Genomic DNA, 24,036 nt, shown 5'->3' with positions numbered 1-24,036 from the left:
CTCAGCACAAGTTGTAAAATAAAAATCCCCTGCTTAACACACACTCGAAAAAAATAGGTCGCTATTCCTATGTTGGAACCGCAGGCTAGCCTATTTCGTCTGCACCACAAATTCGAGGTTGTCTACGATGTCCCCTTCCTCAGTATTGAAAATTTTAAAACCGAAGGAATCATTGGCTTTCAGTTTCAAGTTCTCCAGCTGCTCAGCATCAAGTTGTGCCGTATAAGACCCCGACTTTAGACCAAGGTAATTGAAGAATCCGTCGGGTTCGGAAATGATCTGTTTAACCAATTGCTGCTGCTCATCCAGGATGCGGACTTTAATCCCTCCCAGTCCGTTGGTAGAGGAATCCAACACAAATCCGCCTACTTCACCTACTACGCTCACCGGAATTTCCACCAATCTCATCTGGTTCGGATTCAAATAAATGTTAAGCCGCTTCTTCTTTACACGCCATGCAATTCGGTTCAGGTGGTCGGTATTAATGCTAAAATGATGCTCCATATAAGGTTCCATTCCCCGGAAAAGGCTGGAGCCATCATTTGCCTCTTCTTTCTTTCCTCCGCTAACGGAAGTAACTTTCATGCCCTGTAACTGGGGTTCGTCGTTATCCTTAATGCCATTGCCATTCATGTCCAGGAAGGCGATAAATTTTACGTTAGCTCTATCCATACTGGGACGGTCGCTAAAGCTGGTATTATCCAGGGAAGATCCAAAAAGCAGACTTCCACTGGCGGTTTCGGTAAAGCTGCTTTCCCATCTGTTTGTGGTGCTGGATAAGCCGAAACGTGAAAATCCAACATTCAAGTTAAATCCAATATTGAAGTGGAACTGGTTAAAATTAAAATTATATCCATAGGAAGTGTGCAAATATCCGCTCCCGAAAATTCTTTTTCGCAATTGCCCTTGAACAGCGTTTAGAGAATGACTGCTGTATTCATAATCCAGCTGTGGTGTAAAGATAATTTGCTTTGGAAACGTAATGGAAGATGACAGCCTGCTAAAGATCAGTGGATCGTTGTTTTTATGGAAAAAGGCATTAGTGATAAGATTGAGGTTCACTCCATACATACTTAAGCTCCAACCTCAGGTTGGAGGGCGAAGTATAGCTGAAATCTCCTTTCACACCTACATTATGTGCATATTCAGCTGAAAAGAACATGTTCCCCGGCAAACGTACAGCGGTGTTCAGGAAAGGAATTAACGGATTATCTTCCAGAGAAGAGAGGTATTCGACTCCTCCGCCCAGGCTGATGCTCCTGGTGAGCCCATAGTTCATCCTGGCATGGGCAAAGACGGTATTTTCTCCATCTTCTACCAGACCGCCATTCAGGCTGTATTCAAATTCGTTCTTAGGCATAAAGACAAAAGGAATCTCGAATTGTCTTTCCACAATTTGCTCCTCCCCATAAGGACCGTAATAGCGGAGATTGATATTGGTACTGCCATACATCAAAGGCACATCAAAAGAAAAGAAGCCTGCAGCATCGGCCTGTTTAAAATCTACCAGCACTCCGTTAATGTAGAGTTCTACCATCCAGTCGGCTTCGGTATAATCGCTCAATTCATAAGTCCCAAATGATTTCTTAAGATAGGTAGGGGCATTGGTGAGCTGTACCCCAACCACAGGCCTAAAAAGGGTAGAAATGCTACGGCTCCCATCAGTTATGCAACCAAAAGAAATAGAAAGGGTTTTAGCCAAAATCACCTCGAACGAATCTCTTTATTTATCTGAAAAGGATTTTAGATTAATTGAGCAGATGGTGAAAGAGGGATTAATAAAACCGGATAACGATGGATATTCCCTAACAGAGTATGGCAAAATCATTGAAATAATGGGATATGAGACTCATCAAAAAGAGGAACCCGAAGAGCAAATTATATTCAGTTCAATTTTTCCTAAATCAATAATCATCTTCCTTTCCTGGTTAATTGCAGTGATCTCTATTTTGAGTTTTGTCTTTTACTTAAGCAGCTGATTTCCTTTCCTTCATCTACTAATTGGCTGATAAACATATTTGTTTTCCCGCTGAAAGACCTATTGCAATGGGATCTAACAAAAATTCCGTAAGAAAATTCTACTTTTTACCTTGTTTTAACATTTCCTTATAGTATGTTTGACGATGACATAAAAATCAAGAACCTCGGGGCAAGCCCACGAGGTATGAATTGGAAAACTATTTTATAATTTCGAGGCAAGCCCGCCTGAATGATTCGGGCAGGCCTCGGGGAATTAAACCCTCAATGAGGGATTAAAAATGGCTTAATCGTATACGGAAATATTGCTATGAAATCTGTCTCTATTTTTAAGAAATTTCTAATAGTTTCTGTGCTAGTAATTATCACGGTAATTTGCTGGCATATTTATTTTTTAGCTTCGATGAATGCTGAGGTTAAAAAGGAAATAGCTTCAGATGAAATTGTTGAAAAAATAAACCTTTTAGTATTAAATCTCTCAGGATATAAAAATTACGAAGGGGATTTCGAGGAGCAATGGGATATCCAGGTAACGAAGATCAACAGCATTCTTAACCAACATCCTGACTTAAAAACTGCAGTTGAGCAGGACTTTGCTGCATTCACTAAGGCGTATGAAAAGGAATTCCAAAAAGCATCTTCTAACGAAACCTTAGCAGCTCAGGTTCTTTTTCTTGACTCTAACAAAGAATATGTTGAGGATATACTTTTCCAGTTAAGGTCATTTTCCCGTCAAACTTCTGAAGACCTATTGACCTTTAAAAGAATTAGCAGCACATTGCAGGTATTGCTATTCATTATCTGTCTTTCTTTACTGATATTTTATTTTTATTCTTTTCATACCGGTTATGAAAGTTCACGAATCCTATTGCAGAAGGCCTTAAGTAAAATGGAAACCAATGAGGAGATCATTTCTTACAGAAAACAAATCGGAAATAAGATTCAGGGAGAATTAGAAAACGAAGTCAATGAATTAATCACCGGGTTACATTATAAACTACAGGAAAGAGAGAAAGAATTACAGGAAAAAAAGGATTTCATAACGCTACTTGTAAAAAATCTTCCGATAGGCCTGGCGGTTAGTTCACTTAATGGCAAAGAGGTTAGACTTACCAATAAGAAATATTCGGAAATTTATGGTTTTGAACCGGATGACCTAGACGAAGTAAATTCTAGTTTCAAAGCATTTAATGATAAGGAAAACCCATCCAGCCCTGTATTATCTGAAAAAGATCTACATCAGCCAAAAGTTTCTGCGAAGTATAAAAACCAGGTAATTATAGATAAGAACGGGATTTCTAAAAATGTTGCTGTCAAAAAGATACCAATTCCCGGGCAGGACCTTTTAATCTCCATAGTTAAGAATAACACTAAGCTCCTGCAGAAAGAAAAATCCCTGGAGGCCAGTAAAATATTTTCAGATGTAATATTTGAAACTAATTCGGTTGGACTTTCGCTGCTGGATGGTGATGGGTGTTTTATTAAAATTAATAAGAGGTTTTGTGAAATTTATGGGTATGCTGATGAGGAGTTATTAGGACAACATTTTTCAATGCTCATTCCCAGGGAAGAAAAGGAGTATTTCATCAGGGCTTTTAAAAATCGTAGCAGCAATGGTTCCGTGGAGGGAACCACAATGAAGGAATATAAGGTAGTTAGAAAGAACGGAGAGATAAGAGAAGTTTTATCAAACTCAGAATTCTTTGCTTCGAAAGAGTTAAAAGGGAGAATCTATACCGTTATTGATATTACCGAAACGAAGACCGAAAAGAGCAAAATGATGGCGGCCATAGAAGGAGGAGGTTTAGGTACGTGGAATATTAACCTTGAAACCGGCCACAACGAGATCAATGACCAGTGGGCCAAAATGTTAGGTTATAAAAAGTTTGAAATTCCTCACACTAAAGAATTCTTTGAAAGCCTGGTCCATCCTGAAGATCTACCATCATTTAAAAGTTCTTTGGAATCAATATTAAGGGGGGAGCAAACTTCATTTTACCATGAAATAAGACTTAAGTGTAAAAACGGCGAATTTAAATGGATTCTGGATTCTGGCAAGGTTATTAAACATAAAGCAGATGGAAAGCCAGTCCTTATGGCAGGTAGCCACGTGGATATCGATAAGGTAAAGAAGAAAGAATTAGAGCTCATAAGTACCGGGGATCGCCTACGGCGTGCCCAGGAAATGGGAATGGTTGGCGACTGGGAACTGGAGTTAGCTTCCGGAGGTTTTAATTGTTCTGCCATGGTTTGTCGGATCTTCGGGCGAAAAAAGAGCAATTCACCTATAGAGCTGGAGGAAGTGATCGGGCAATTTCATCACAATTCAGCGTCGAAATTCAGAGAAGCAATTGAAAAGCTTATCAGGGATAAGAGCAGTATATCTATGGAAGGGGATATTTTCCTTCCAGACGGAAAAATTAAACATATAAGAATTATCGCCGTGCCTATTTTAGGTCTTAACACGGAGGTATCCAGTGTTATGGGCATTTTTCAGGACGTAACTTCTATAAAGATAGCACAGGACAGGTTGGAAACTACCAATAAGCGTCTTAAGTTGCTTTCAGATAATATTCCCGGCGGCCTGATTCAATTCAGGGTAAACGGTAATTTACCCCCACAGATCCTTTATCTTTCAGAAGGTGCTGAACAAATATGGAATCTTACAAGAGAGGAGGCCTTTCGTGGGAACGGGGAGCATCTTTTTATAAACATACATCCCAAAGATCACAATTTCATAAAAAGGTCACTGCTGTTAGCCTCAAAAAGATTAGAACGTTTGAGTATCATTTGGAGAACCCTTTCTGAAGATGGGAAGATAACCTGGCATCGTGGCATTGGTGTTCCGACTAAGAATCAGGACACTACTATAACCTGGAATGCCCTGGTGCTTGATGTAACCGAAATAAAAATTGCCGAAAATAAGCTAAGGGAACAGGAGGAATATATGCAGGTATTAACCCGGCATGCTTCAGACGCTATTATTTCCTGTGATATCACCGGCAAAGTTAAGTTTGTTAATCAAACCCTTAAGGAATGGGTGGGGCCTCTGGATCCAACAATAGAGCCGAAAGACTGGCCCCGGGCTTATCATCTCTATTCCGTTGAGAAGGACAGGTATCTAAAAGCTTCAGAATTAAGCCTGTTCCGGGCACTGGAAACCGGGAAAGTGTACAAACAGGAGTTCTTAATCAAAAGGCCGGGAGAGCCTGTAAGATATGTTCAGTCCAATGGTTCAGCTTTAAATGATTCTTCGGGAAATCGATTGGGCGCCATGGTAGTTCTTCGGGATATTACTCAAAAAGTTCAGCAGGAGATAGAGATTTCCAATTCCATTATTATAGCCAGGGAAAAAGAGCGAGCCAGGATCGCTTCAGAAATTCACGACGGAATTACTCAATCTCTTAGCGTGGTTGCGATGAATATGAAAAATCTTCGATATGATTTTAGTGAACTGGGATCCAGTGAAAGTTATACCAGGGCTTTAAATTACCTCAATAATGTAATCGATCAATCCAGAAACCTGGCACATACTATAATGCCTAACTCCATAAAAGATTTCGGATTGATAGAAGCCGTTCGGGAATTGGTAGAACAGTCTTCCTCGGGCAGCAAAAAAGAAATTAGTTTTGAGTATACAGCATACCGAAGAATGCCTGCGGGTAAGGAATTACATATTTTCAGGGTTATACAGGAAGGCCTTGGAAATGCCCTTAAACATTCGGAGGCAAATAATATCCAAATTCGCTTGTTTTTTGAAGAGGCTCATGTGAGAATGAGTCTCGAGGACGACGGGAAAGGTTTTGATGCCAGGAAAAGTTATCATAAACAGGGAATCGGATTAATTTCAATGAGGGACCGGGTAAAAAAGATGAAAGGACAATTCAGAATTTTTTCCGGGAAAGGCACCGTAATTTATTTTAAAGTTCCTGTTAAATATAAAGTAGAAGCAAATGAAGAAACCAGTACGCATTCTTATAGTAGATGACCATCAACTGGTTAGAGAAGGCCTGATCTCTATCGTAAGCACTTTTCAAAGCAGTCTCGAATTGGTTGGAGCAGCCGGAAATGGAGTGGAAACATTAAATTTGATCCAGAACATGGATCCCAAACCTGAGGTGGTCCTAATGGATATCAATATGCCTCATATGAACGGTATGGACTGCACGCGGGAAATAAAAAAGTTTTTTCCGGAGGTAAGGGTCATAGCTTTAACCATGCATAATCAAAGCCTTCATATTAAACAAATGCTCAAAGAAGGGGCGCATGGATACGTTTTAAAAGATTGTGATAAAGAAGAATTAAAAGAGGCAATCCTTGAGGTTGCTAAAGGCAACACCTTTTTTAGCCGGGGGGTTACCAATAAAGTGATGATGGAATTTAGCCAGCTAAAGCGAGAAATGAACAATCTTGATGTTTCTTCGGTAAGTCCCAGGGAAAAGGAAGTTTTAAATCATATATTACAAGATAAATCCAATAAGGAAATAGCGGATGAACTTTATATAAGCATTCGTACCGTGGAAACGCATAAGCAAAATCTTATAAGTAAAACAGGTGCAAAATCTATTGCAGGTTTGGTAGTCTTCGCTATTAAAAATAATCTTTTAGAAGATTTTCCGGGATAAAGGTTAATACGCGATCTGCTTATGAATAATTCTGTGAATCACGTAATGCCAGAAAGTACATCTATGTAATTTTGAAAATAAATTAATTTTTCATATTCAATAGCCAAAAACTGATTTTGAGAGAGTTGGAAAATATAAAGTGGTAAAAGGCAATATAGTATAAGCATTATCCATAAACTTAGATAGCATTTTAAAGAGGCTATTCCAGGCCTTAGTTTATAAGAGAAGTATATTAATGGAATTTAAATTGTTGTGCGGAAAGAATGAAAAATGAAAAGCGGAAAGATCAAGCCGTAGATAAGAGCCTTGAAATTTTTACACTATTAAGCCATGAGATCAGAACACCTTTAAACGCCATTATTGGAATTTCAGATCTTTTGCAAAAGCCAGACTTACCCGAAAAGGAGGAATATTATAATGTGCTTCAAACCACTTCAGAAAATCTTTTGGAGCTGGTAAATAACATTCTGGATTTCAGCAAACTGAAATCAGGAAAGCTCGAGGTATCCCATAAACCTTTTAATCTTAAAAAAAAGCTGGAGCATTCTCTGTATTCTCAGAAGCAAACAGCTAAATTAAAAGGTTTGGGGTTTAAGCTTGAATTCGACCCGAGTATTCCTGAAGTTATTAAGGGAGACGAGGTAAAAGTTTGCCAGATCTTTGTAAACTTACTATCCAACTCGATAAAATTCACTGAGGAAGGAGAAGTGGCAATCAGGCTAAGGCTTCAGAAGGAGGATAATGATTCTTTGGTATTAATATGTAAAGTGAGCGATACCGGAATTGGAATACCTTCTAACCAGGTAGACCGGGTATTTGAGGCCTTTCACCAGGGAGAGGAAGATATTAATGTTACTTACGCCGGTACCGGCTTAGGACTAAATATCACCCAAAAATTAATTAAAATGCTGGGAGGAGATCTTTGGGTAGAAAGTGAGGTTGACACCGGGACCTGTTTCAGATTTACTCTGCCTTTCGGAAAGACCTCTGCAACTTCGGAGATCCAAAAGCTACCGCAAACAAATGCTTCCATACTAAAAGGTAAAAAAATCCTTGTGGTAGAGGATAATAAGGTAAATATACTGGTGGTATCAAAGCTTCTTGACCATTGGCAGATGGACTGGGAAATTGCGGAAAACGGAATCGAAGCTCTGGAAATGATTGTAAGTTCAGATTATGATATAGTTCTTATGGATATTTATATGCCTAAGATGAATGGTATAGAAGCCATTGAAAAAATTCGCAATTTTCCCGGAAAAAAATATCAAAATCTCCCGGTTATCGCGTTAACAGCTGTTACTGAAATTCAGGAAAATCAAAGAATTTCAAAAACCTACTTTAATGATTTTCTAACCAAACCATTTGAATCAGAAAAACTTAAGGAGTTAATAAGTATTTACTGTAATACAAGGCAGCAATGATTAATAAATGACTAACTTAAAAATCTAATAATTAGAATATTACGACCACAATTAATTTTCAGATACAGGGTTGGTTAGGAAATTTACAGTTACACAGAAAAATAAATAATGAACATTTTTAACCTTTTTTTAAATTTTTTCCCCAGAGCCCGAAAATTCCAATTTACCCCTGATTTTTTTAATAGCCTTCCCCTCCCAGGACTTCTTTTGAAAATGGTAGGTAATAAATTTATTATTGTTAATGCCACCGATGCCTATTGTAAACTCGCCAATACCTCGCGTGAATTCCTAATCGGAAAGCAGGTGCCTGAGGCTTTTCCAAATGACTCAGAAGCTAACGGGAAGCGAATAGAAGCTTCATTTAATAAAGCTATTCTAACCGGAGAACCCGAGCAGATAGAGATTCTGAGATATGACCTAACGGATCCTGATTCAGGAGAAAAAGAGGAGAAATACTGGCAGATCCAAAGTTTTGCCGTAAGTGGGCCTGCCGCTGAAAACAGCATTTATATCTGGAATATTATAGTTGATAAAACCGCTGAAATTTTTCTTAAACAGCGTAAAAAGGAGCTTGAAACTGAAAAAAAACAAAGAACTGAACAGGACCGGTTCTTTATTGAGGGTAATAGCGACGCTCTATATTCTTTAGATAGAGAAGGTAATTTTTTAAGTATAAATGAAGGTTTATTGGAATTAACCGAAACCTCGGAAGAGGAACTTTTGCAAATGGATTTTTTACCCTTTTGTGCACAGCACGACCGGGAAAGGACTGTAAGCTTTTTTAAAAAGGCCGTGGCCGGTGAACCTCAAAGATTTGAAGGAGATTTTGTTTCTGCTAAGGGCAGGAAAATGATATTAAGCATCGACTTGCTTCCAATGAAAGTGGACGGGGAGGTCCTGGGTGCTTATGGTATTGCAAAAGATATTACCAGTTTGCGAACCTCAGAAAAAGACCTTAACCAGAAGAAGGAATTCCTTGACCTTTACTCAAGGATCATAGATCTACTAGTTGCTCACGGCGTAGAATCAGTTAATCTTGAATATATTTTTGGCGAAATAGGTCAAACCTCAGATGCAGACGTAATTTATTACTTAGGGGAATCCCTGGAAGACCTGGACGAGAAACCCGTGATCTCAGAAATTATTCAGTGGAGAAGAAAGTCTGTTAAAACTGAATTTTCACATCCAGACTTATCCTGGTCTGAGAAACTAAAAAAATTATTTGGTCCGTTTCAATATGATGCTCCACAAATGTTAGAGCCTGATAACTGCCATACCCGGGAACAACGGGAATTACTCAAAGAAAATGGGATTAAATCCTTAATAATCCTCCCTGTATTTATTAACAATGAATTATTCGGGCTTGTAGGTATTGAAAACCGATTTAAGAAAAGAGTCTGGCAGACGGAAGAGCAGGAATTTCTTAGAAGTATTTTAAAAAATGTAGTGAGCTTTGTTGAAAAAAGAATATCAAATATCGAGACGAGGAGAAAGAAACAGGAATTATTAAAAACAGAGAAAAAATTCGAATTCCTGGTGCAGGAGGGTTTGGATCTTATAGGAATACTGGAAGCAGACGGTACTTATAAGTTTGTAGGTGCTTCTTCCTCGCGGGTCTTAGGGATTTCTCCGCAAGAATTTGTAGGAAGGAATGCCTTTGATTTTATTCATCCTGAGGATAAAGATTTTATGTTTGCCCAATTTTCTTCCATTAGCTCCCGGAAACATCTTCATATCCAGCCATTTCGCTTTCGTAATGCTAAAGGACAGTGGAGATGGATAGAGACTACTGCCACAAATCTCCTGGAGGCACCAGAGATAGAAGGTATTATAACTAATTCCCGTGATGTTACAGAGAAATTTGAACGTGCTCGCGAGATCAAGGATTTAAACGATCGATACCGACTTGCGGCCAAAGCCACCCATGATCTAATGTACGATTGGGATTTAGTTGCAGACGAAGTGACACGATATATCGAGGGAAAAGAATCGATGTTTGGTTATTCCCTGGAAAAAATGGAAGAAATAAGCTTCTGGAGGGAACAAATACATCCTGAAGACCGGCATTCTTATATAAAAGAGCTTAAAGCCGCTTTAAAAAACTTCAATGCCAGCAAAATGAATACCCAATATAGGTTTCAGCGCAGTGATGGCAGTTATGCAAGCATCATTGACAGGGGCCACATTATTCGCGATGGAAACGGGAAAGCAATACGACTAATTGGTGCTACCAGCGATATCTCGGAAATAATTTCCAATAGGGATGCCTTAAAACTGGCTAATGTACGATTCAACTATGCGATGAAAGCTACCAGGGAGATGATCTGGGATTGGAATATAAAGGATGATATAATAATTAGAAGCAAGGCTTTTAAGAAGCTTTACGGATATGATGAAGATAAACACTCGGTTGAAGATTTTTGGTTTGATAAAATCGTTCAGAAAGATAGAGAAAGGGTGAAGAAATCTTTATATGCTGCCGTAAAGAACCCTAAGGTCTCTGAATGGAAGGAGGAATACCGGTTCCTGAAATTAAGCGGAGAAAAGGCTTTTGTGATAGACCGGGGCTTTATAATTAGAGATGCCACTGGAAAGGCGACCAGAATGGTTGGAGCTACTTTAGATGTTTCAGAATCAAGGAAATTGGTCAAAGAAATTAAAAAACAGAATAAGGTTTTAAGAGAAATAGCCTGGGAGCAGGCACACGTAGTGCGTGCCCCCCTTACCCGGTTAAAAGGACTTGTGGAATTAGTAAAACTAGAGGTCTATGATGAATGGAGCCAGAAAGAATTAATAGACCTTATTAGTGATTCAGCCGATGAACTCGATGAAGTAGTTATCAAAATCATACGCAAAACCGAAGAAGTATAACTTTAAATGAAAAAAATGAAAATTCTTATTATTGAAGATGATGCCGTGGTTGCCATAATGCAAAAGATGTGGATCGCAAAAACCTTTAATTATAAGGCCGAATTATTCTCCAACGGTTTAGAGGCTGTTAATTTTCTGGATAAAGAGCTTATAGACAAGCCCGATGAAACTTATCTTATTCTTTTAGACCTAAATATGCCGGTAATGAATGGCTGGGAATTTCTGGAAGCTTTGGAGCAAAGGGATTACTCAGCCAAGGTTTCGGTTATCGTTGTTACCTCATCAAAGTTCAGGGAAGATTATGAAAAGGCAAAAGAGTCGCCTTTGGTAATTGATTTCCTAAATAAACCTATTGGACCAAATAGCCTTAAGAAATTCATTAAGGAAGGCGAACTGCAATTCAGTCATAAAAAAATGGAATAGGAATAATTAAAGTCCTGACCGGTCTTTAGTGATAAGTATTTTTCTTTTTCCCATCAGAATTTGATATCTCTCCCTTAACAAGTTTAGATTAGGATCTTTATTTGGTTAACATATTTCTGTTTTCCTCTTCATTGTATATCCGCTAAGAGACCCAAAAGGCAAAATTGAAATAAGGTGTCACGTCGAGCACAGTCGAGACGCTTTTGTTTGACCCTTCGACTGCGCTACCATTGACGTAATTTTAAAATCCTGTTAATCAGGCTTGTTTTTATAATTCAAAATGAAACTTAACTGGTATGGAAGTTTCCTTTTTCATTTTTTGTGTGTATTCCTCTCACTCCGTTCGTTGGATACAATTAAAACGAAACAAAACCCGACCAAACGGACGGGCAGGAAGGGCGCCCTATGTGGAGGTGTTTTTTTGGCAACTGCCTTCCTCTCCCTTTTGGTCGTCGGAGGCACAAAAAATCCCAAATCAGCAGCTAAATTTTTTCCAGGCCCCTTCAACTCCACTCAGGACAAGCTTTCAAAAATTTTTAACGTTGCTGATTCTCTACACTCACACACGTAGTTTAAAACTCGCTATGCTCGAAACGTCATATTCCTACGCTAGGTAAATTTTTGTCACGGGTCTCAGGGTGACAAAAACTGTTTTTAGGTTTTTAAACGGATAAGCATTCCTCTTCATCAGCCCAATTATTAATTCCTAATTTTAAGTTTTTTTGTTTCTATAAAAGGCTTCTGTTTTTTATCAACTCATAATGCTGAAAATTCAAATTGGAAATTCAGCAAAAATATTACCGAAAAAACATCCAGCTAAAACAAAGATCGTATAAACCTTTTCTGCCATAACTGAAATTAGCTGTTCACGATTAAGCTAAACCTCAAAAAATTTAGACTTTATTTTCTAAATATGATCCGAGTCATTTTTTTGAACTTTTCAACCTCTTTTCTTTACAAATTGGAAGCTTAGCTTCTCATTTTAAACAGGCGCCCTGGCATGCTAAATTTTGCAGGCTGCCGGTAATAAAACTATTTACAACATGACCAGAACAAACCAAGTGCACAGTTTTCATATCCCGGTGATGGGAACAGCTTTTACCATTGACAGTCCTCTTCGGGTTGCTAAATATGGAATATCTTCTGTGATCTCCATTATTGACGACGAGCTTATTGATAAAATGAATGCTTTTTACAGTAAGAAATACAATTTGCCTTATCGGGAAATTCCAAAAAGCAATCGCGACTCCCGGGCCGAACGCATCACTTCTTATTTAGACATGGTACACAAGATTGTTCAGGATAAATTTGAGGATTTCAAAAAGGAACTTTCTGAAAGCAAAACGGCATTAGAAAATTACATTTCCATGCTACCCAATCATTCTGAAATGAAACAGGGTCTTCAAAATTTTCTGAATAACGGAGTGGATTCCGAAGAAAAATTGAATAAGTATATAGAGAAAAATCTAAGCCCAGGTAGTATTGATGTAAATATCATGGCTAAGATCGACAAGGATAATTACATAAAAAACGAGCAATTACCTGTAGAATTTAATGATGCCCATGCGGCCCTACGCGGATTTGCCAATTCAAAACTTTCTTCTTCAGTTGTTCTTTCTGCAGGATTAAACCCCAGGCTTTATAGCTATTTTGAAAATTTTAGAGATTTTTTTCCAGACACAAATGGAAACCTTAAAAAGAAAATTATCCTGAAAGTAAGTGATTTTAGGTCTGCCTCGATCCAGGGAAATTACCTGGCTAAAAAAGGATTATGGGTATCGGAGTATCGAATAGAATCCGGGCTGAACTGTGGAGGACATGCCTTTGCTACCGATGGGTATCTGCTTGGGCCAATCCTGGAGGAATTTAATCAGAAAAAAGAGGAACTTATTCAATCTGCTCACGAATTGATGAGTAAAGCTTTAATTCAAAAAGAAATACCTGTTCCTGAAAAACCCTTTGATCTAAAAATCACGGTACAGGGCGGTGTGGGTACTTCTGAAGAGCATAACTTTTTACTGGAACATTACCAGGTTTCTTCTGTTGGATGGGGTACTCCATTTTTACTTGTTCCGGAAGCTACTTCGGTTGATACTGAAACACGTAGGTTACTGGCAAAAGCCAGGGAAGAAGATCTTTATTTAAGCCATATTTCTCCTCTTGGGATACCCTTTAACACCGTAAAGGGAACCACAAACGAAGCCTTGAAATTAAAACGAATTGCTAAAAACAAAAGTGGTAGTTCCTGTCCTAAAAAATTCCTGGCCCTGAGTAAAGAATACGATGAGAAGGGAGTTTGTTCCGCTTCGAAGAAGTTTCAAAAATTAAAACTTAAAGAACTGGAAGATCAGAAAGAAAACCACTCCAGGCAGGCATTGGAGAAAAAGAAAAACAAAATAACAGAAAAAGCCTGTTTATGTGTTGGCCTCGGGAATGCATCTTTTCTTGAAAATGACATTAGAATAAAGGGTCAGGCGCAGGGAGTTGCAATCTGTCCGGGACCAAATATGGCCTATTTTTCCAAAGTTATTTCTCTTTCAAAAATGGTACAACATATCTATGGAAAAGTATCGGTTATGGAAATGTCAAACCGTCCTAATATGTTTATAAAGGAACTAAAAATATACCTGGAATACTTCAGGAATGAAATTGAAGAATTCGTGGAGGAACCTAATGCTAAACAGAAGAAAAAACTGGAAAAATTTAAAACTAACCTTTTGGAAGGGATATCCTATTACGAGGATTTATTCACAAAGAAAACCAATTTTTTCAAAAGCGGAAGAACCCAGCTGCTCTGTGAATTGGAAGAATTAAAAGCATTAGTAAGCGGGATTAATATAAAGCCCGAGGTTTCCACTTAGACTTTTCGTAATATTTAATCTCTTTTTCAACCAGGGCCTGAATAATGGAGAAACACTGGAAAGATGAAATTTCGGGCGTTCCCTCCCACTCTATTTTATAAATAGCAAAATTCAGCAAACCCCCTAAATCTAATGATTTATGGGGTTTTATTTTTCGTTGTCACTTTCAAGTATTTATCTATACCACCTTTTCTTACATTAAAAATCTTTGATGTTATTCTAAAAATTCTTTTACTTATCGTAATATTGCTATATAACATTTAAAACATTAATGCTAAGAGAACGGCATTTCGTTCTTACCTAAAGAAAAAACACCAAAAATTAAACTATCATGTCTGAAAAGAAAGAAATCGCTTTTTTTGAAAAATATCTAAGCTTATGGGTTGCCCTTTGTATTGCAGGGGGTATTTTTATTGGCTACATCGCCGGAGATGCGATGGAAGTCATGAGTACCTGGGAGATCTCCCAGGTAAATATCCCTATTGCCATCCTCATCTGGATGATGATCTATCCCATGATGTTGCAGGTAGATTTCACAAGTATCAAAAAGGTGGGAAAAAAGCCCAAGGGTATCTTGCTGACGTTAGTAATGAATTGGCTTGTTAAACCTTTTACCATGGCTTTCTTCGCATGGATCTTTTTTACTAAAATATTTGCAGCATTTATTGATCCTGCCCTTGCGGGAGAATATATCGCCGGAGCGATTATTTTAGGTGCCGCGCCTTGTACGGCAATGGTTTTTGTCTGGTCTTATCTTACAGACGGGGATCCGAATTACACCCTGATGCAGGTTTCAGTTAATGACCTTATCATCCTTTTCGCTTATGTCCCTATTGTTGGATTGTTACTGGGAATTACAGATGTAGTTGTCCCTTATGAAACGCTCATCCTAAGTATTCTCATCTACGTAGTTGTGCCGCTGGTTGCAGGGATTCTCACAAGTAATCTTCTTATAAAAAAACACGGCAGGGACTGGTTTGAATCCGATTTTCTTCCAAAATTCAAGCCCATGAGCGTGATCGCTCTTTTGCTTACTTTGATCCTGCTTTTCGCTTTCCAGGGTGAAAATATTCTGAATAACCCAATTATCATCCTTTTAATAGCAGTACCACTAATAATCCAGACGTATTTCATCTTCTTTGCGACCTGGTTTTCGGGAAGAAAGCTGAATTTATCACACCAGGTATGTGCGCCAGCCGCTATGATAGGAGCCAGTAATTTCTTTGAACTATCTGTTGCGGTGGCTATCGGTCTCTTTGGTTTGGAAAGTCCGGCGGCTTTGGTTTGTGTTGTTGGTGTTTTAGTTGAAGTTCCCGTGATGCTCTCCCTGGTTAAATACGCCAATAAGCAAAAGTATTGATTTAGAAGTTTTAAAATAATCCAGAAACAAATTCAAAGAAAAAGGTTGCTATTCCATGCAGTCTTCTTCTTTTTAGCATTTTAAATTTTGGATCATTTACTTTTTCTGGGTTAATAATATTCCAAAGAATACTATAGCAACCCCAACAACGTCCGTTATATTAATTTTATCACCAAAAGCCAACCAGGCCATGAACATAGTTACGGGTGGCCCCAGGTAAAATAAACTGGCTACACTAGTAGCGTCAAGCCTCTCAATTAATCGCCACATTAAAATATAAGCTCCGAGGGAAACTGCCAAAACCAGCCAGATCATAGCATAAGTAAATTCAGGAACCCATTCCGTAGCTAAATTTTCGAAGAAAATAGCGGGCAAAGCTAAAGCCAGCATCGTAGCAAGGCTATGATAAAAGAGGGTTTGATCGAGGGGTAGTTTTTCTTTCTCCTTATTTATTTCCACCTTTCGCTGAATTAAAGTAGCTATGGTAATTCCTATAACCGATCCTAATGGAATAAGATAACCAAAAATTGAGCTAGTACTGTTTAAATCTATTCTAAAGGCCACAGTTATTACCACACCTATAAACCCTAATACTAATCCGAACCATTGGTATTTATTTGTTTCTTCTTTGGTTACATAACCGGAGAGAGCTCCGGTTGCCAAGGGTTGCAAGGCTACCACGAGCGCCACAATACCTGACGGAACCTTATTTTCCAGCGCCAGTAAAACACAGGTAAGCCATACCCCATGCGCCAGAAAACCAATTAGCATATTCAGTGATGCCACCCTAAAACCAACCCATTTAAACCTTTTTCTTATCACCAGATATAAAACCATTAATACAGTCACGGCAAGGTATCTCCAGAAAATTAACGTAAATGGTCCTGTATACGGAAGTCCGTACTCAGCTCCTATAAAGCCAGAATTCCACAACAAAACAAAGCCAATAATTAATAGGATTGTCCTTTTTTTCATAGGGAATGGCTTTCTATTGATTAACTTATAAAAAATGTTTCAGAAGCTACTAATATAAAAGTCCTTGAAAGAATCAAATATTATAATCCTAAAATCCTAATATTTGATCTGATTGATCTATGCAAAACCAGTTATTATTTCTGGCCGCATGATGAATTTGAGGATTCAGAAGAGTTTTAATTTTCTTCTTACAATTTCTCTGAAAACAAAAGAAAGCGCGAAATACGGTTGCTTTCTGGTTTTTCAGAAATGATCGCATCACCCATGCCCTTGGCTGTTTTCTTTACGACACCTTTAAATTCAGCTTTCCTTTTACTGCTAAAGTAAAAAAATCAAAATCATATAAAATACTGTATATCAAAATTTAAAATCTAAAAACGAATTCAACACTAAGGAATTTTTTATTAAATTAGACAGTTAGAATTCTTTCAAATCAGGCCTAACTGAAGAAAATTTTCTAATTAATATTTCCGCCCCAGAATTCATTAAGAACCCAAATTTTTTAACCTATACTGTGTCTTTTTGTTTTTAGGATTTTTCTAAAAACGAAGGAATAATTTTTCAGTTTCGAAGAATATTTACCTCATATCAATTTTGTGAGGAATTAAATACAAGTGCTCCATGATCCAACCTATACAAATATTAATAGTTGAGGACGAAATGATCATTGCGGCAAATATTTCCCTGCAACTTACCGAAATGGGCTACGAAGTTTCAGGGATTATTCCAAGAGGTGAAGACGCCTTAAATCATATTAAAAGTAACCTCCCGGATATTGTATTAATTGATATTCAGCTTAAAGGTGAGTTAGATGGAATAGAAACAGCACAGAGAATGCAGAAATTTCATAGTAATCTGGCTATTATTTACCTTACCGCCAATGCCGATGACGCAAATTTTAACAGGGCTAAATCAACCCATCCTTATGCCTTTATTTCCAAACCATTTAAGAAACTGGACTTACAACGTAGTATTGAACTTACCATAAATCAGTTAAAATGTAATATCCCCACTCCTATCAATGGTTATAAAACTGAAAATTCTACTTTCGTTTTAAAGGAATGTCTTTTTATACGACACCAGGAAACGATGGTAAAAGTTGATATTAAAGCTATTCGTTATATAGAAGCCGACCGCAACTACTGCCGGATATTTTCTACCGACAAAGAATATTTACTGGTGACTACACTTAAAGATATGGACAGAAAACTGCCCCAAAGACATTTTTTCAGAATCCATAGATCTTATATTATTAACCTCTCCAGAATAGACGAAATCGCGGGAACGCATGTGGTTATTGCTAAAAAAGCAATTCCCATGTCTAAAGGGATGAGACCCGAGCTTTTAAAAAGATTGCAAACCATTTAAGCCTTTGATAAAAAATAATGTCCTTTAGGACAGCATTTTAGTCGATTCGTCCTAAACCACTTGTTTTCAGTTGTTTCCATAAGTAAATTGTTTCCTATTTATTTAAAATCAGGAAATTATGAAAACTCTAAATTTTATTGCCTTGCTTTTTGCAATTGTAGTATTGCAAACCACCAACCTCTTTTCTCAAAATGCCAATCAGGCCTTTTGGGTACACGAAGACCAGGTAAAACCTTCTATGCAAAAAGAGTATGAAGCCGTTTCCAAAGATTTTATCGCTGCCTGCAAAGAGCATAATTTAAAAGATGCCAACTGGGCTACAGCGAGTATTGATGATGGAAAATATTTGAGCATTTCACCCATTGATAGTATGGCCGATTTTGATAAGAATCCCTTGGCGCCTTTAGCTGAAAAAATGGGAGAAGAAAACTTCAGAGCCATATTTAATCGTTTTAATGAATGTTATGATACCCACCGTGATTATGTAGTGCATTTAATAGATGGCCTGTCTTATATGCCTAACGGGCTTACCACGAATACCGTTGGCGAAGATTACAGAAAATGGCATTTCTTTCACGTTACACCACAAAATCTTACCAACCTTCGAGATAAGATAAAAGAGATTAAAGCCCTTTATGAAAAGAAAGGTGCTAAACAGCACTTTAGAATCTACCGCAGTGGTTTTGGAAGTAATGGAGATTATTATCTCGCGGTAATTTCAGCAAAAGATGCGCAATCTTACGCAAAAACTTCTGCAGAAACAGATGAACTTCTTGGAGAAGAAGGTGAGAAGGTATTTGATGAAATGATGCAGTACGTTCATAAATACGAATCTAAAACAGGCCGTATGCGCCCCGATTTAGCTTACACCGCAACTACTGACTTTAAAGATTGACCAATGAAAACCTCACACCTATGTTTATTCACTTTGTTGACTGTATTGCTTTCTTCAAACTACTTACAGGGACAAAACAATAACAATAAAATTGTTGTAAAAGCGGTATATGACCTTCTACAAAATAAGAACGCAAATTCAAATGAGATTTCAGCATTAACGAATGGAATAAATTGGGATGAAATAGGAGGAAGCAAGAAAGGAATCAATAGCAAGTACAGCATTTCCTTTAATGCGATAATGAAAAATGAATGGGAAAATATTCTTTTTAAGAATCTCAATTTCAAGATACCTGAGGATGATAAGGTATTAGTTACAGGAACAGTAAACGGGCGTCAATCTACAGAATGTGAATTTATCTCTACCCAGTTTAAGCATTACTGGTCTTTAAAGGATGGTAAAATAGTCCATTTCTTAGAATAACCAAAAAACAAAACTTATGAAAGCTTTAGTATCATTTGGACTTGCAATAGCCATATTCATAGTCTATAACTCACAGGACAAACGTTATACGCAACAATCGGCAGAAATAGACACTTACAAGAAGGTTTTGGAAGCTTATGAGGAACGGGATTGGGAAACTATGGTTGCACATTATGCAGATTCCGCTAAAATAATGAACAATGTAGAGGAAAAAGATGCGCAGAACCTGTCGCAATTCCTGGCCCAAAACAAAGAAGATGCAACTCAGTTTTCCAGTTGGGATTTTGTGGAAACTGAATCTGAATATGAGATGGTTGTAAATGATAAGGGAGAGACCTGGGTGAACTTCTGGGGCCTTTGGCAGGGAACTTTTAAAGCCAATAATAAAGAGTATAAAATCCCCACGCATATAACTGCTCATTTTGTAAACGGAAAAATAGTTCGTGAAGCCGGTTACTGGGATGTTTCGAAAATAATTCAGGATATCCAAAAGGACCAGAATGATGAATCAGATTCCTTAGAAAAAAGCAACCGGAATTAAATTTCTGCCACAGAAATTTATAATTCAAAATGATAAGATGATGAAGACAGTTGGAATTATTGGTGGCTCAGGGTTTATTGGAAGCTACATAACCAGGAAATTTTTGGAAGAAGGCTACAACGTGAAAGTCTCGGTTACAGATATTAATAAAAGCGAGAAGTATCAGCATCTTTTTGATCTTAAAAATTCAGAAAACCTCCACATACGGGCATTCAGACTAGAGAATTTAGATGCTTTAAAAGATTTTATAAAAGACTGTGATATTGTTATTCACAGTGGTACCCCGTTTCAACTGAATGTAAAAGACCCGCAAGCGGAACTTTTTGATCCTACTATAAAAGGAACTAAAAATTTCCTTGAAGCCATATGTGAATCCCCACACCTTGAGAAAGTAGTTTTTATCGCTTCGGTAGCGGCCTGGAACACCAATTTTCCTATGCCCGCAGAAGGTAAAAGCTTTACCGATACTTTTGATGAAAAGGACATTAGATTTAGCAGTGAGGAAAGCCATCCCTATGCACAAGCTAAATTTATTGCCAATCAGGTAGTGGAGGAATTCATTGAAAATAATCCTGAACTTCCATTTGAAATTTGTTCAGTTTCTCCTGTGATGGTGATGGGAAAATCTTTATCCACCAGGGAAGACTCCACCTCTACCGGCATACAGTTTCTTATAAAAAATAAAATAGCTCCCGATGATTTTATTCAAACCCTCTATGATAATAATGTTCCGTTTGCAGTAGTAGATGTCGAAGATGTGGCAACTGCTACATTCAGTGTGGCAACGAAAAAGGGTTTGCACGGCAAGGATTACCTCCTCACCAGTGAAACCTACAAAGTATGGGATATTCACCAAATGCTGAATCACCTGGAACCCAAAGAAAAAGCGCTAATCGTCTATAAAAACGATCTCGCAAGAATGGATCTGGGCATTCAATTCAGGCCTGTAAGAGAAACATTAAGTAACTATTCAAGCTAAAATAAAACAGCAACTAATTTAAAATCTATCAATTATGAAAAGTTTATTAATTCTAATCGCAATAATGCTGGTAGGGAATACTGGTATTGCCCAGGACAAACTTTATTTAATTTTCGAGTTTATGAAAGTGGACAATGAGCAGGAACAAGCCTATATGGAAACGGAAGTATTTTGGGAAAAAATTCATGAAGAACGCGTTAAAAATGGAGATATTTTAGGATGGGACCTGTGGAGTTTACAGCCTGGCGGTGAAAACCAGGGATTCCAATACCTAACGGTAAATCTTTATAATGACTCCGTAAAAATGATGAGTGGGGCCGGGAATTTTGAGGCAGCTTTAGAAGCAGCTTACCCGGACATGTCCGAAGATGATCGCTATGAAAAATTTAATAACACTGCAAAATCAAGAGATCTGGCAGTGCGGATATTTCTTGAACAAATAGCTGCCACTGAAGATGATTTTGAGATGCCTTTAGGTACAATTGCCGGAATTAATTTAATGAAAGCAACAGATGGAGATTCTGAGAAATATGAAAAATTTGAAACAGAAATTTTCCAACCTATGCATCAAAAAGAGATTGATGCGGGAGTAAGGGGAAATTGGAGTCTAATGAGATATATCCTACCGGTTGGAAGTGATGTTTACGCTTCACATATAGCTGTGGATATGTATAAGGATTACAACCAGTTATTTAGTGGATGGGCTGAAGCCGGACCGAACTTTTCTGAAGACCAAATTCAAAAAATACAGGAAGGTCTAACATCCAGGGATCTGAAATATAAATATATGGCTACGCTCATAAGAAAGGTGCGTTAAATAATAAGAAGTTATTGCAAAACCTTTTCCAAACTGCAAGCGGGATAACCAACTTTGAAAAACCACGTTTTGTGGTAACTTAAATATTAGCAAACCGATTCAGCTTATTCCAATAGAAATGAAAGAATAGATTATTCAGTGAAATTTTTAATTATGAAAAAGTCAAACCAAAAAGCTGAATATTTTTTACTTCGCCCGGAAGTAGAAAAAACTTATGGGTATTCGCACGCCGTAAAAATTGGAAATAGCATAAAAATCTCCGGTGCAGTGAGTATGGACGATGAAGGTAACCCAACCGCTGTGGGCGATTTTGAACAGCAAATGAAAAACTGCTATTCCGATTTGGAAAAAGTACTTAAGCACTACGGTTGCACCTTTGATGATGTTGTGGTCGAAAATGTGTTCACTACTAACATGCCGAAGTTTTTGGAAGTGGCAGGTTATAGAAACGAGATTTATAAAAATCATTTTCCCACCGGATCCTGGCTGGGCGTAAAAGAATTGGCGCTACCCGAGTTTCTGATTGAAATAGAGTTGGAAACGCATAAAATATATTAGGCAAAATTATACACTGAAAATTCAAAAAGACAAACAAAAAATTTTAGAAATCATGAACAGTCGAAAAATTATTTACAGCATTGGGATCGTACTATTTGTTTCAATATTCTCCTTGCAAACAAATGCTCAAAGTGCAGCGGTTGATCAATTGCATCAACTCTATATCAAAACTATAAATACAGGTGATCTTGGTAATTTAAACGCTTTATATACTGATGATGTTTCCATTCGGAATTCGGATGGCAGTATGGTAGCCGGACTTAATAATGTTAAAGAGCAATACAAAGCCACATTCGATAACGGGAAGTACAATATCACTCTAAAAACTATAGAAGAACAAGCCTTGAATAAGGATTATATGTTTGTGAGTGGCTCTTTTGTCTTTACCAAAATTGACGAACCACAAATGGTACAAAAAGGCACATTTGTGAACACCCTGAAAAATGTAAATGGCCAATGGAAAATTTATAAAAGCTATCGGTATCCTGAAACCACGAACAATAGTGGTATTGTAAATGGTATCTACAAAGCCTTTTCCGCAGGGGATATTCCAACAGTTCTTGCCGGAATGGATCCTGAAATTGTTTGGAACGAAGCCGAAGGCAATGCTTATGCCGATGGTAATCCTTATATAGGTCCGGATGCCGTTTTAAAAGGTATTTTCGAGAGGGTTGGAGCAGAACACGAATATTTCAAACTCGAAGACATCAAGCTACATGAAATGAGCAACAATCAAGTATTAGCCACCTTGCGCTATGATGCTAAAGTCAAAGAAACTGGCAAAACTTATAATGTACAGGCCGCGCACCTTTGGACGTTAAAAGATGGAAAAGTGGTGGCATTTCAGCAATATGTGGATACAAAACAACTTGCCGATGCTTCTAGTCAATAATTTCATTGTTGTCTGGGAAAAGATGAGAGACCGCTTGACTGCAAGAACCAGGAACCAGCATTAACAACAATGTACTAAAAAACAAAATTTAATGAACTAAAAAACGGGGAAAGCCGAAAACCGGCCAGAGTAGGCAATAAAATTAAATAGGGAAAACAATGGAAACAATTGTAGTTAGACACAAAGTTGGGGATATTAATACCTGGCTCAAGGGCCATGAGGATCGGAAAAAAATATTTGCCCCGGCTGTCTCAGAATTTAAAACATTTCAGGATACAGATGATCCAAATTCGGTGGTTATCGTTGCAGAAGTAACCGATCTGGAATTGCTTGGAACCATCATCAACGATCCTAAAAATCAAGAGATAAAAGATTCGCACACGGTAATAGAACCCATTACCATGTCGCGACAGGTTGATTTATAGCATAGTTCGTCAAAAAAGCATTTTTTAAGATGGATGATTAGTGCTTTTGGCAGTCTGTGGTCACCAAAAAATCGAGTGATACTTTTGGTTAATAACACCCTATTAGTTCCGAACCGTTGATTCTTCAAAACATGCTTTGGTAAGATTGTCATTGACTTAAAACTATAAGAAGGGATATCCCGGGTAGAGTAGAATTAAACCCCTAAATTAGGTGGGTGCTATATTTAGCAGAAAGATTTCATGCCCCGTTAGGGATCACATACCGGTATAATTAATCCCCGTTCCTTTAGGTATGGGGTGTTTTTTTTAAAAAAATTCTATTCCAATTTGAATATTCTGTACCTAACGGCACAGTTATCATTCTCGATTTTTTTTACCGATAGCTAGTCCCTACGGGACAAACAATTGAAAAATTCTACTCGAAATTAATCAGAAATTCACGATCATATCTTTTACGAATTTAAGTCCCATTAGGACAACATTTTAATAGAAAAATTCCCGCAGATTTTTAAGAAAACGATATACTGATTATCAAAACGTTTTAATATCTCGTAAGGGACCGCAGTAGAATTTTATCTAAACAATTGAATCCCCTTTTTTAGAATATATACCGCTAAAATAAATC

The 24,036-nt window shown here is 37.7% G+C and carries 19 protein-coding genes; 16 read left to right on the top strand and 3 right to left on the bottom strand.

What is annotated here, in order from left to right; genetic code table 11:
• Positions 1-90 precede the first annotated feature (90 nt).
• Both LB467_RS03115 and LB467_RS03110 read right to left on the bottom strand, forming a co-directional pair.
• Complete coding sequence (locus LB467_RS03115) at positions 91-1,062, bottom strand: carboxypeptidase-like regulatory domain-containing protein (RefSeq protein WP_224472559.1); 972 nt, start codon at positions 1,060-1,062, stop codon at positions 91-93.
• Positions 1,040-1,708, bottom strand: coding sequence for a hypothetical protein (locus tag LB467_RS03110; RefSeq protein ID WP_224472558.1), 669 nt, complete (start codon positions 1,706-1,708; stop codon positions 1,040-1,042). The genes LB467_RS03115 and LB467_RS03110 overlap by 23 nt, the downstream gene beginning before the upstream one ends.
• A 579-nt stretch (positions 1,709-2,287) precedes the next feature.
• On the opposite strand from LB467_RS03110, the gene LB467_RS03105 reads away from it, so the two are divergent.
• The 7 genes from LB467_RS03105 (at position 2,288) to arsB (ending at position 15,538) form a co-directional block, all read left to right on the top strand.
• Positions 2,288-5,965 carry a PAS domain S-box protein gene (locus LB467_RS03105; protein WP_224472557.1) on the top strand — a complete coding sequence of 1,226 codons (3,678 nt, stop codon included), beginning with the start codon at positions 2,288-2,290 and terminating at the stop codon, positions 5,963-5,965.
• Positions 5,931-6,602: a response regulator transcription factor gene (locus LB467_RS03100; protein ID WP_224472556.1), complete on the top strand. Its 672-nt coding sequence runs from the start codon at positions 5,931-5,933 to the stop codon at positions 6,600-6,602. The genes LB467_RS03105 and LB467_RS03100 overlap by 35 nt, the downstream gene beginning before the upstream one ends.
• A 263-nt stretch (positions 6,603-6,865) precedes the next feature.
• Complete coding sequence (locus tag LB467_RS03095; RefSeq protein ID WP_224472555.1) at positions 6,866-8,023, top strand: ATP-binding protein; 1,158 nt, start codon at positions 6,866-6,868, stop codon at positions 8,021-8,023.
• A gap of 213 nt (positions 8,024-8,236) precedes the next feature.
• Positions 8,237-10,894, top strand: coding sequence for a PAS domain-containing protein (locus tag LB467_RS03090; RefSeq protein ID WP_224472554.1), 2,658 nt, complete (start codon positions 8,237-8,239; stop codon positions 10,892-10,894).
• A 15-nt stretch (positions 10,895-10,909) separates the two neighbouring features.
• Positions 10,910-11,317, top strand: a complete 408-nt coding sequence (locus tag LB467_RS03085; protein WP_224472553.1) for a response regulator — start codon at positions 10,910-10,912, stop codon at positions 11,315-11,317.
• A 1,043-nt stretch (positions 11,318-12,360) separates the two neighbouring features.
• Positions 12,361-14,178 carry a DEAD/DEAH box helicase family protein gene (locus tag LB467_RS03080; RefSeq protein WP_224472552.1) on the top strand — a complete coding sequence of 606 codons (1,818 nt, stop codon included), beginning with the start codon at positions 12,361-12,363 and terminating at the stop codon, positions 14,176-14,178.
• A 331-nt stretch (positions 14,179-14,509) separates the two neighbouring features.
• A complete protein-coding gene (gene arsB, locus LB467_RS03075; protein ID WP_224472551.1) occupies positions 14,510-15,538 on the top strand; it encodes an ACR3 family arsenite efflux transporter in 1,029 nt (342 codons plus the stop codon).
• Positions 15,539-15,634: 96 nt separating this feature from the next.
• Here arsB and LB467_RS03070 read toward each other — a convergent pair whose 3' ends face one another.
• The gene (locus LB467_RS03070) at positions 15,635-16,513 is read right to left on the bottom strand and encodes a DMT family transporter (protein ID WP_224472550.1); all 879 of its coding nucleotides are present in this window, start codon (positions 16,511-16,513) and stop codon (positions 15,635-15,637) included.
• Between the two features lie 621 nt (positions 16,514-17,134).
• Here LB467_RS03070 and LB467_RS03065 point away from each other — a divergent pair.
• The 9 genes from LB467_RS03065 (at position 17,135) to LB467_RS03025 (ending at position 23,411) form a co-directional block, all read left to right on the top strand.
• Entirely contained in the window at positions 17,135-17,881 is a 747-nt protein-coding gene (locus LB467_RS03065) for a LytR/AlgR family response regulator transcription factor (RefSeq protein WP_224472549.1), read from the top strand.
• 118 nt (positions 17,882-17,999) lie between these two features.
• The gene (locus LB467_RS03060) at positions 18,000-18,776 is read left to right on the top strand and encodes a hypothetical protein (RefSeq protein ID WP_224472548.1); all 777 of its coding nucleotides are present in this window, start codon (positions 18,000-18,002) and stop codon (positions 18,774-18,776) included.
• A 3-nt stretch (positions 18,777-18,779) separates the two neighbouring features.
• On the top strand, positions 18,780-19,199 hold the full coding sequence (locus tag LB467_RS03055) for a hypothetical protein (RefSeq protein ID WP_224472547.1): 420 nt from the start codon (positions 18,780-18,782) through the stop codon (positions 19,197-19,199).
• Between the two features lie 16 nt (positions 19,200-19,215).
• The gene (locus LB467_RS03050; RefSeq protein WP_224472546.1) at positions 19,216-19,740 is read left to right on the top strand and encodes a nuclear transport factor 2 family protein; all 525 of its coding nucleotides are present in this window, start codon (positions 19,216-19,218) and stop codon (positions 19,738-19,740) included.
• A gap of 37 nt (positions 19,741-19,777) precedes the next feature.
• Positions 19,778-20,719: an NAD-dependent epimerase/dehydratase family protein gene (locus LB467_RS03045; protein ID WP_317196336.1), complete on the top strand. Its 942-nt coding sequence runs from the start codon at positions 19,778-19,780 to the stop codon at positions 20,717-20,719.
• Between the two features lie 34 nt (positions 20,720-20,753).
• Positions 20,754-21,536 (top strand): hypothetical protein, encoded by a 783-nt coding sequence (locus tag LB467_RS03040; protein WP_224472545.1) that lies wholly within the window; start codon positions 20,754-20,756, stop codon positions 21,534-21,536.
• 153 nt (positions 21,537-21,689) lie between these two features.
• The gene (locus tag LB467_RS03035; protein WP_224472544.1) at positions 21,690-22,094 is read left to right on the top strand and encodes a RidA family protein; all 405 of its coding nucleotides are present in this window, start codon (positions 21,690-21,692) and stop codon (positions 22,092-22,094) included.
• 52 nt (positions 22,095-22,146) lie between these two features.
• On the top strand, positions 22,147-22,986 hold the full coding sequence (locus tag LB467_RS03030; RefSeq protein ID WP_224472543.1) for a nuclear transport factor 2 family protein: 840 nt from the start codon (positions 22,147-22,149) through the stop codon (positions 22,984-22,986).
• Between the two features lie 158 nt (positions 22,987-23,144).
• Positions 23,145-23,411, top strand: coding sequence for a hypothetical protein (locus LB467_RS03025; RefSeq protein ID WP_224472542.1), 267 nt, complete (start codon positions 23,145-23,147; stop codon positions 23,409-23,411).
• Positions 23,412-24,036: the final 625 nt, after the last annotated feature.

It is taken from the genome of Salegentibacter tibetensis, from assembly GCF_020164485.1.
GTDB lineage: Bacteria > Bacteroidota > Bacteroidia > Flavobacteriales > Flavobacteriaceae > Salegentibacter > Salegentibacter tibetensis.
The sequence above is the reverse complement of the archived record's forward strand: the minus strand, read 5'-3'. Positions and strand labels throughout refer to the sequence as shown.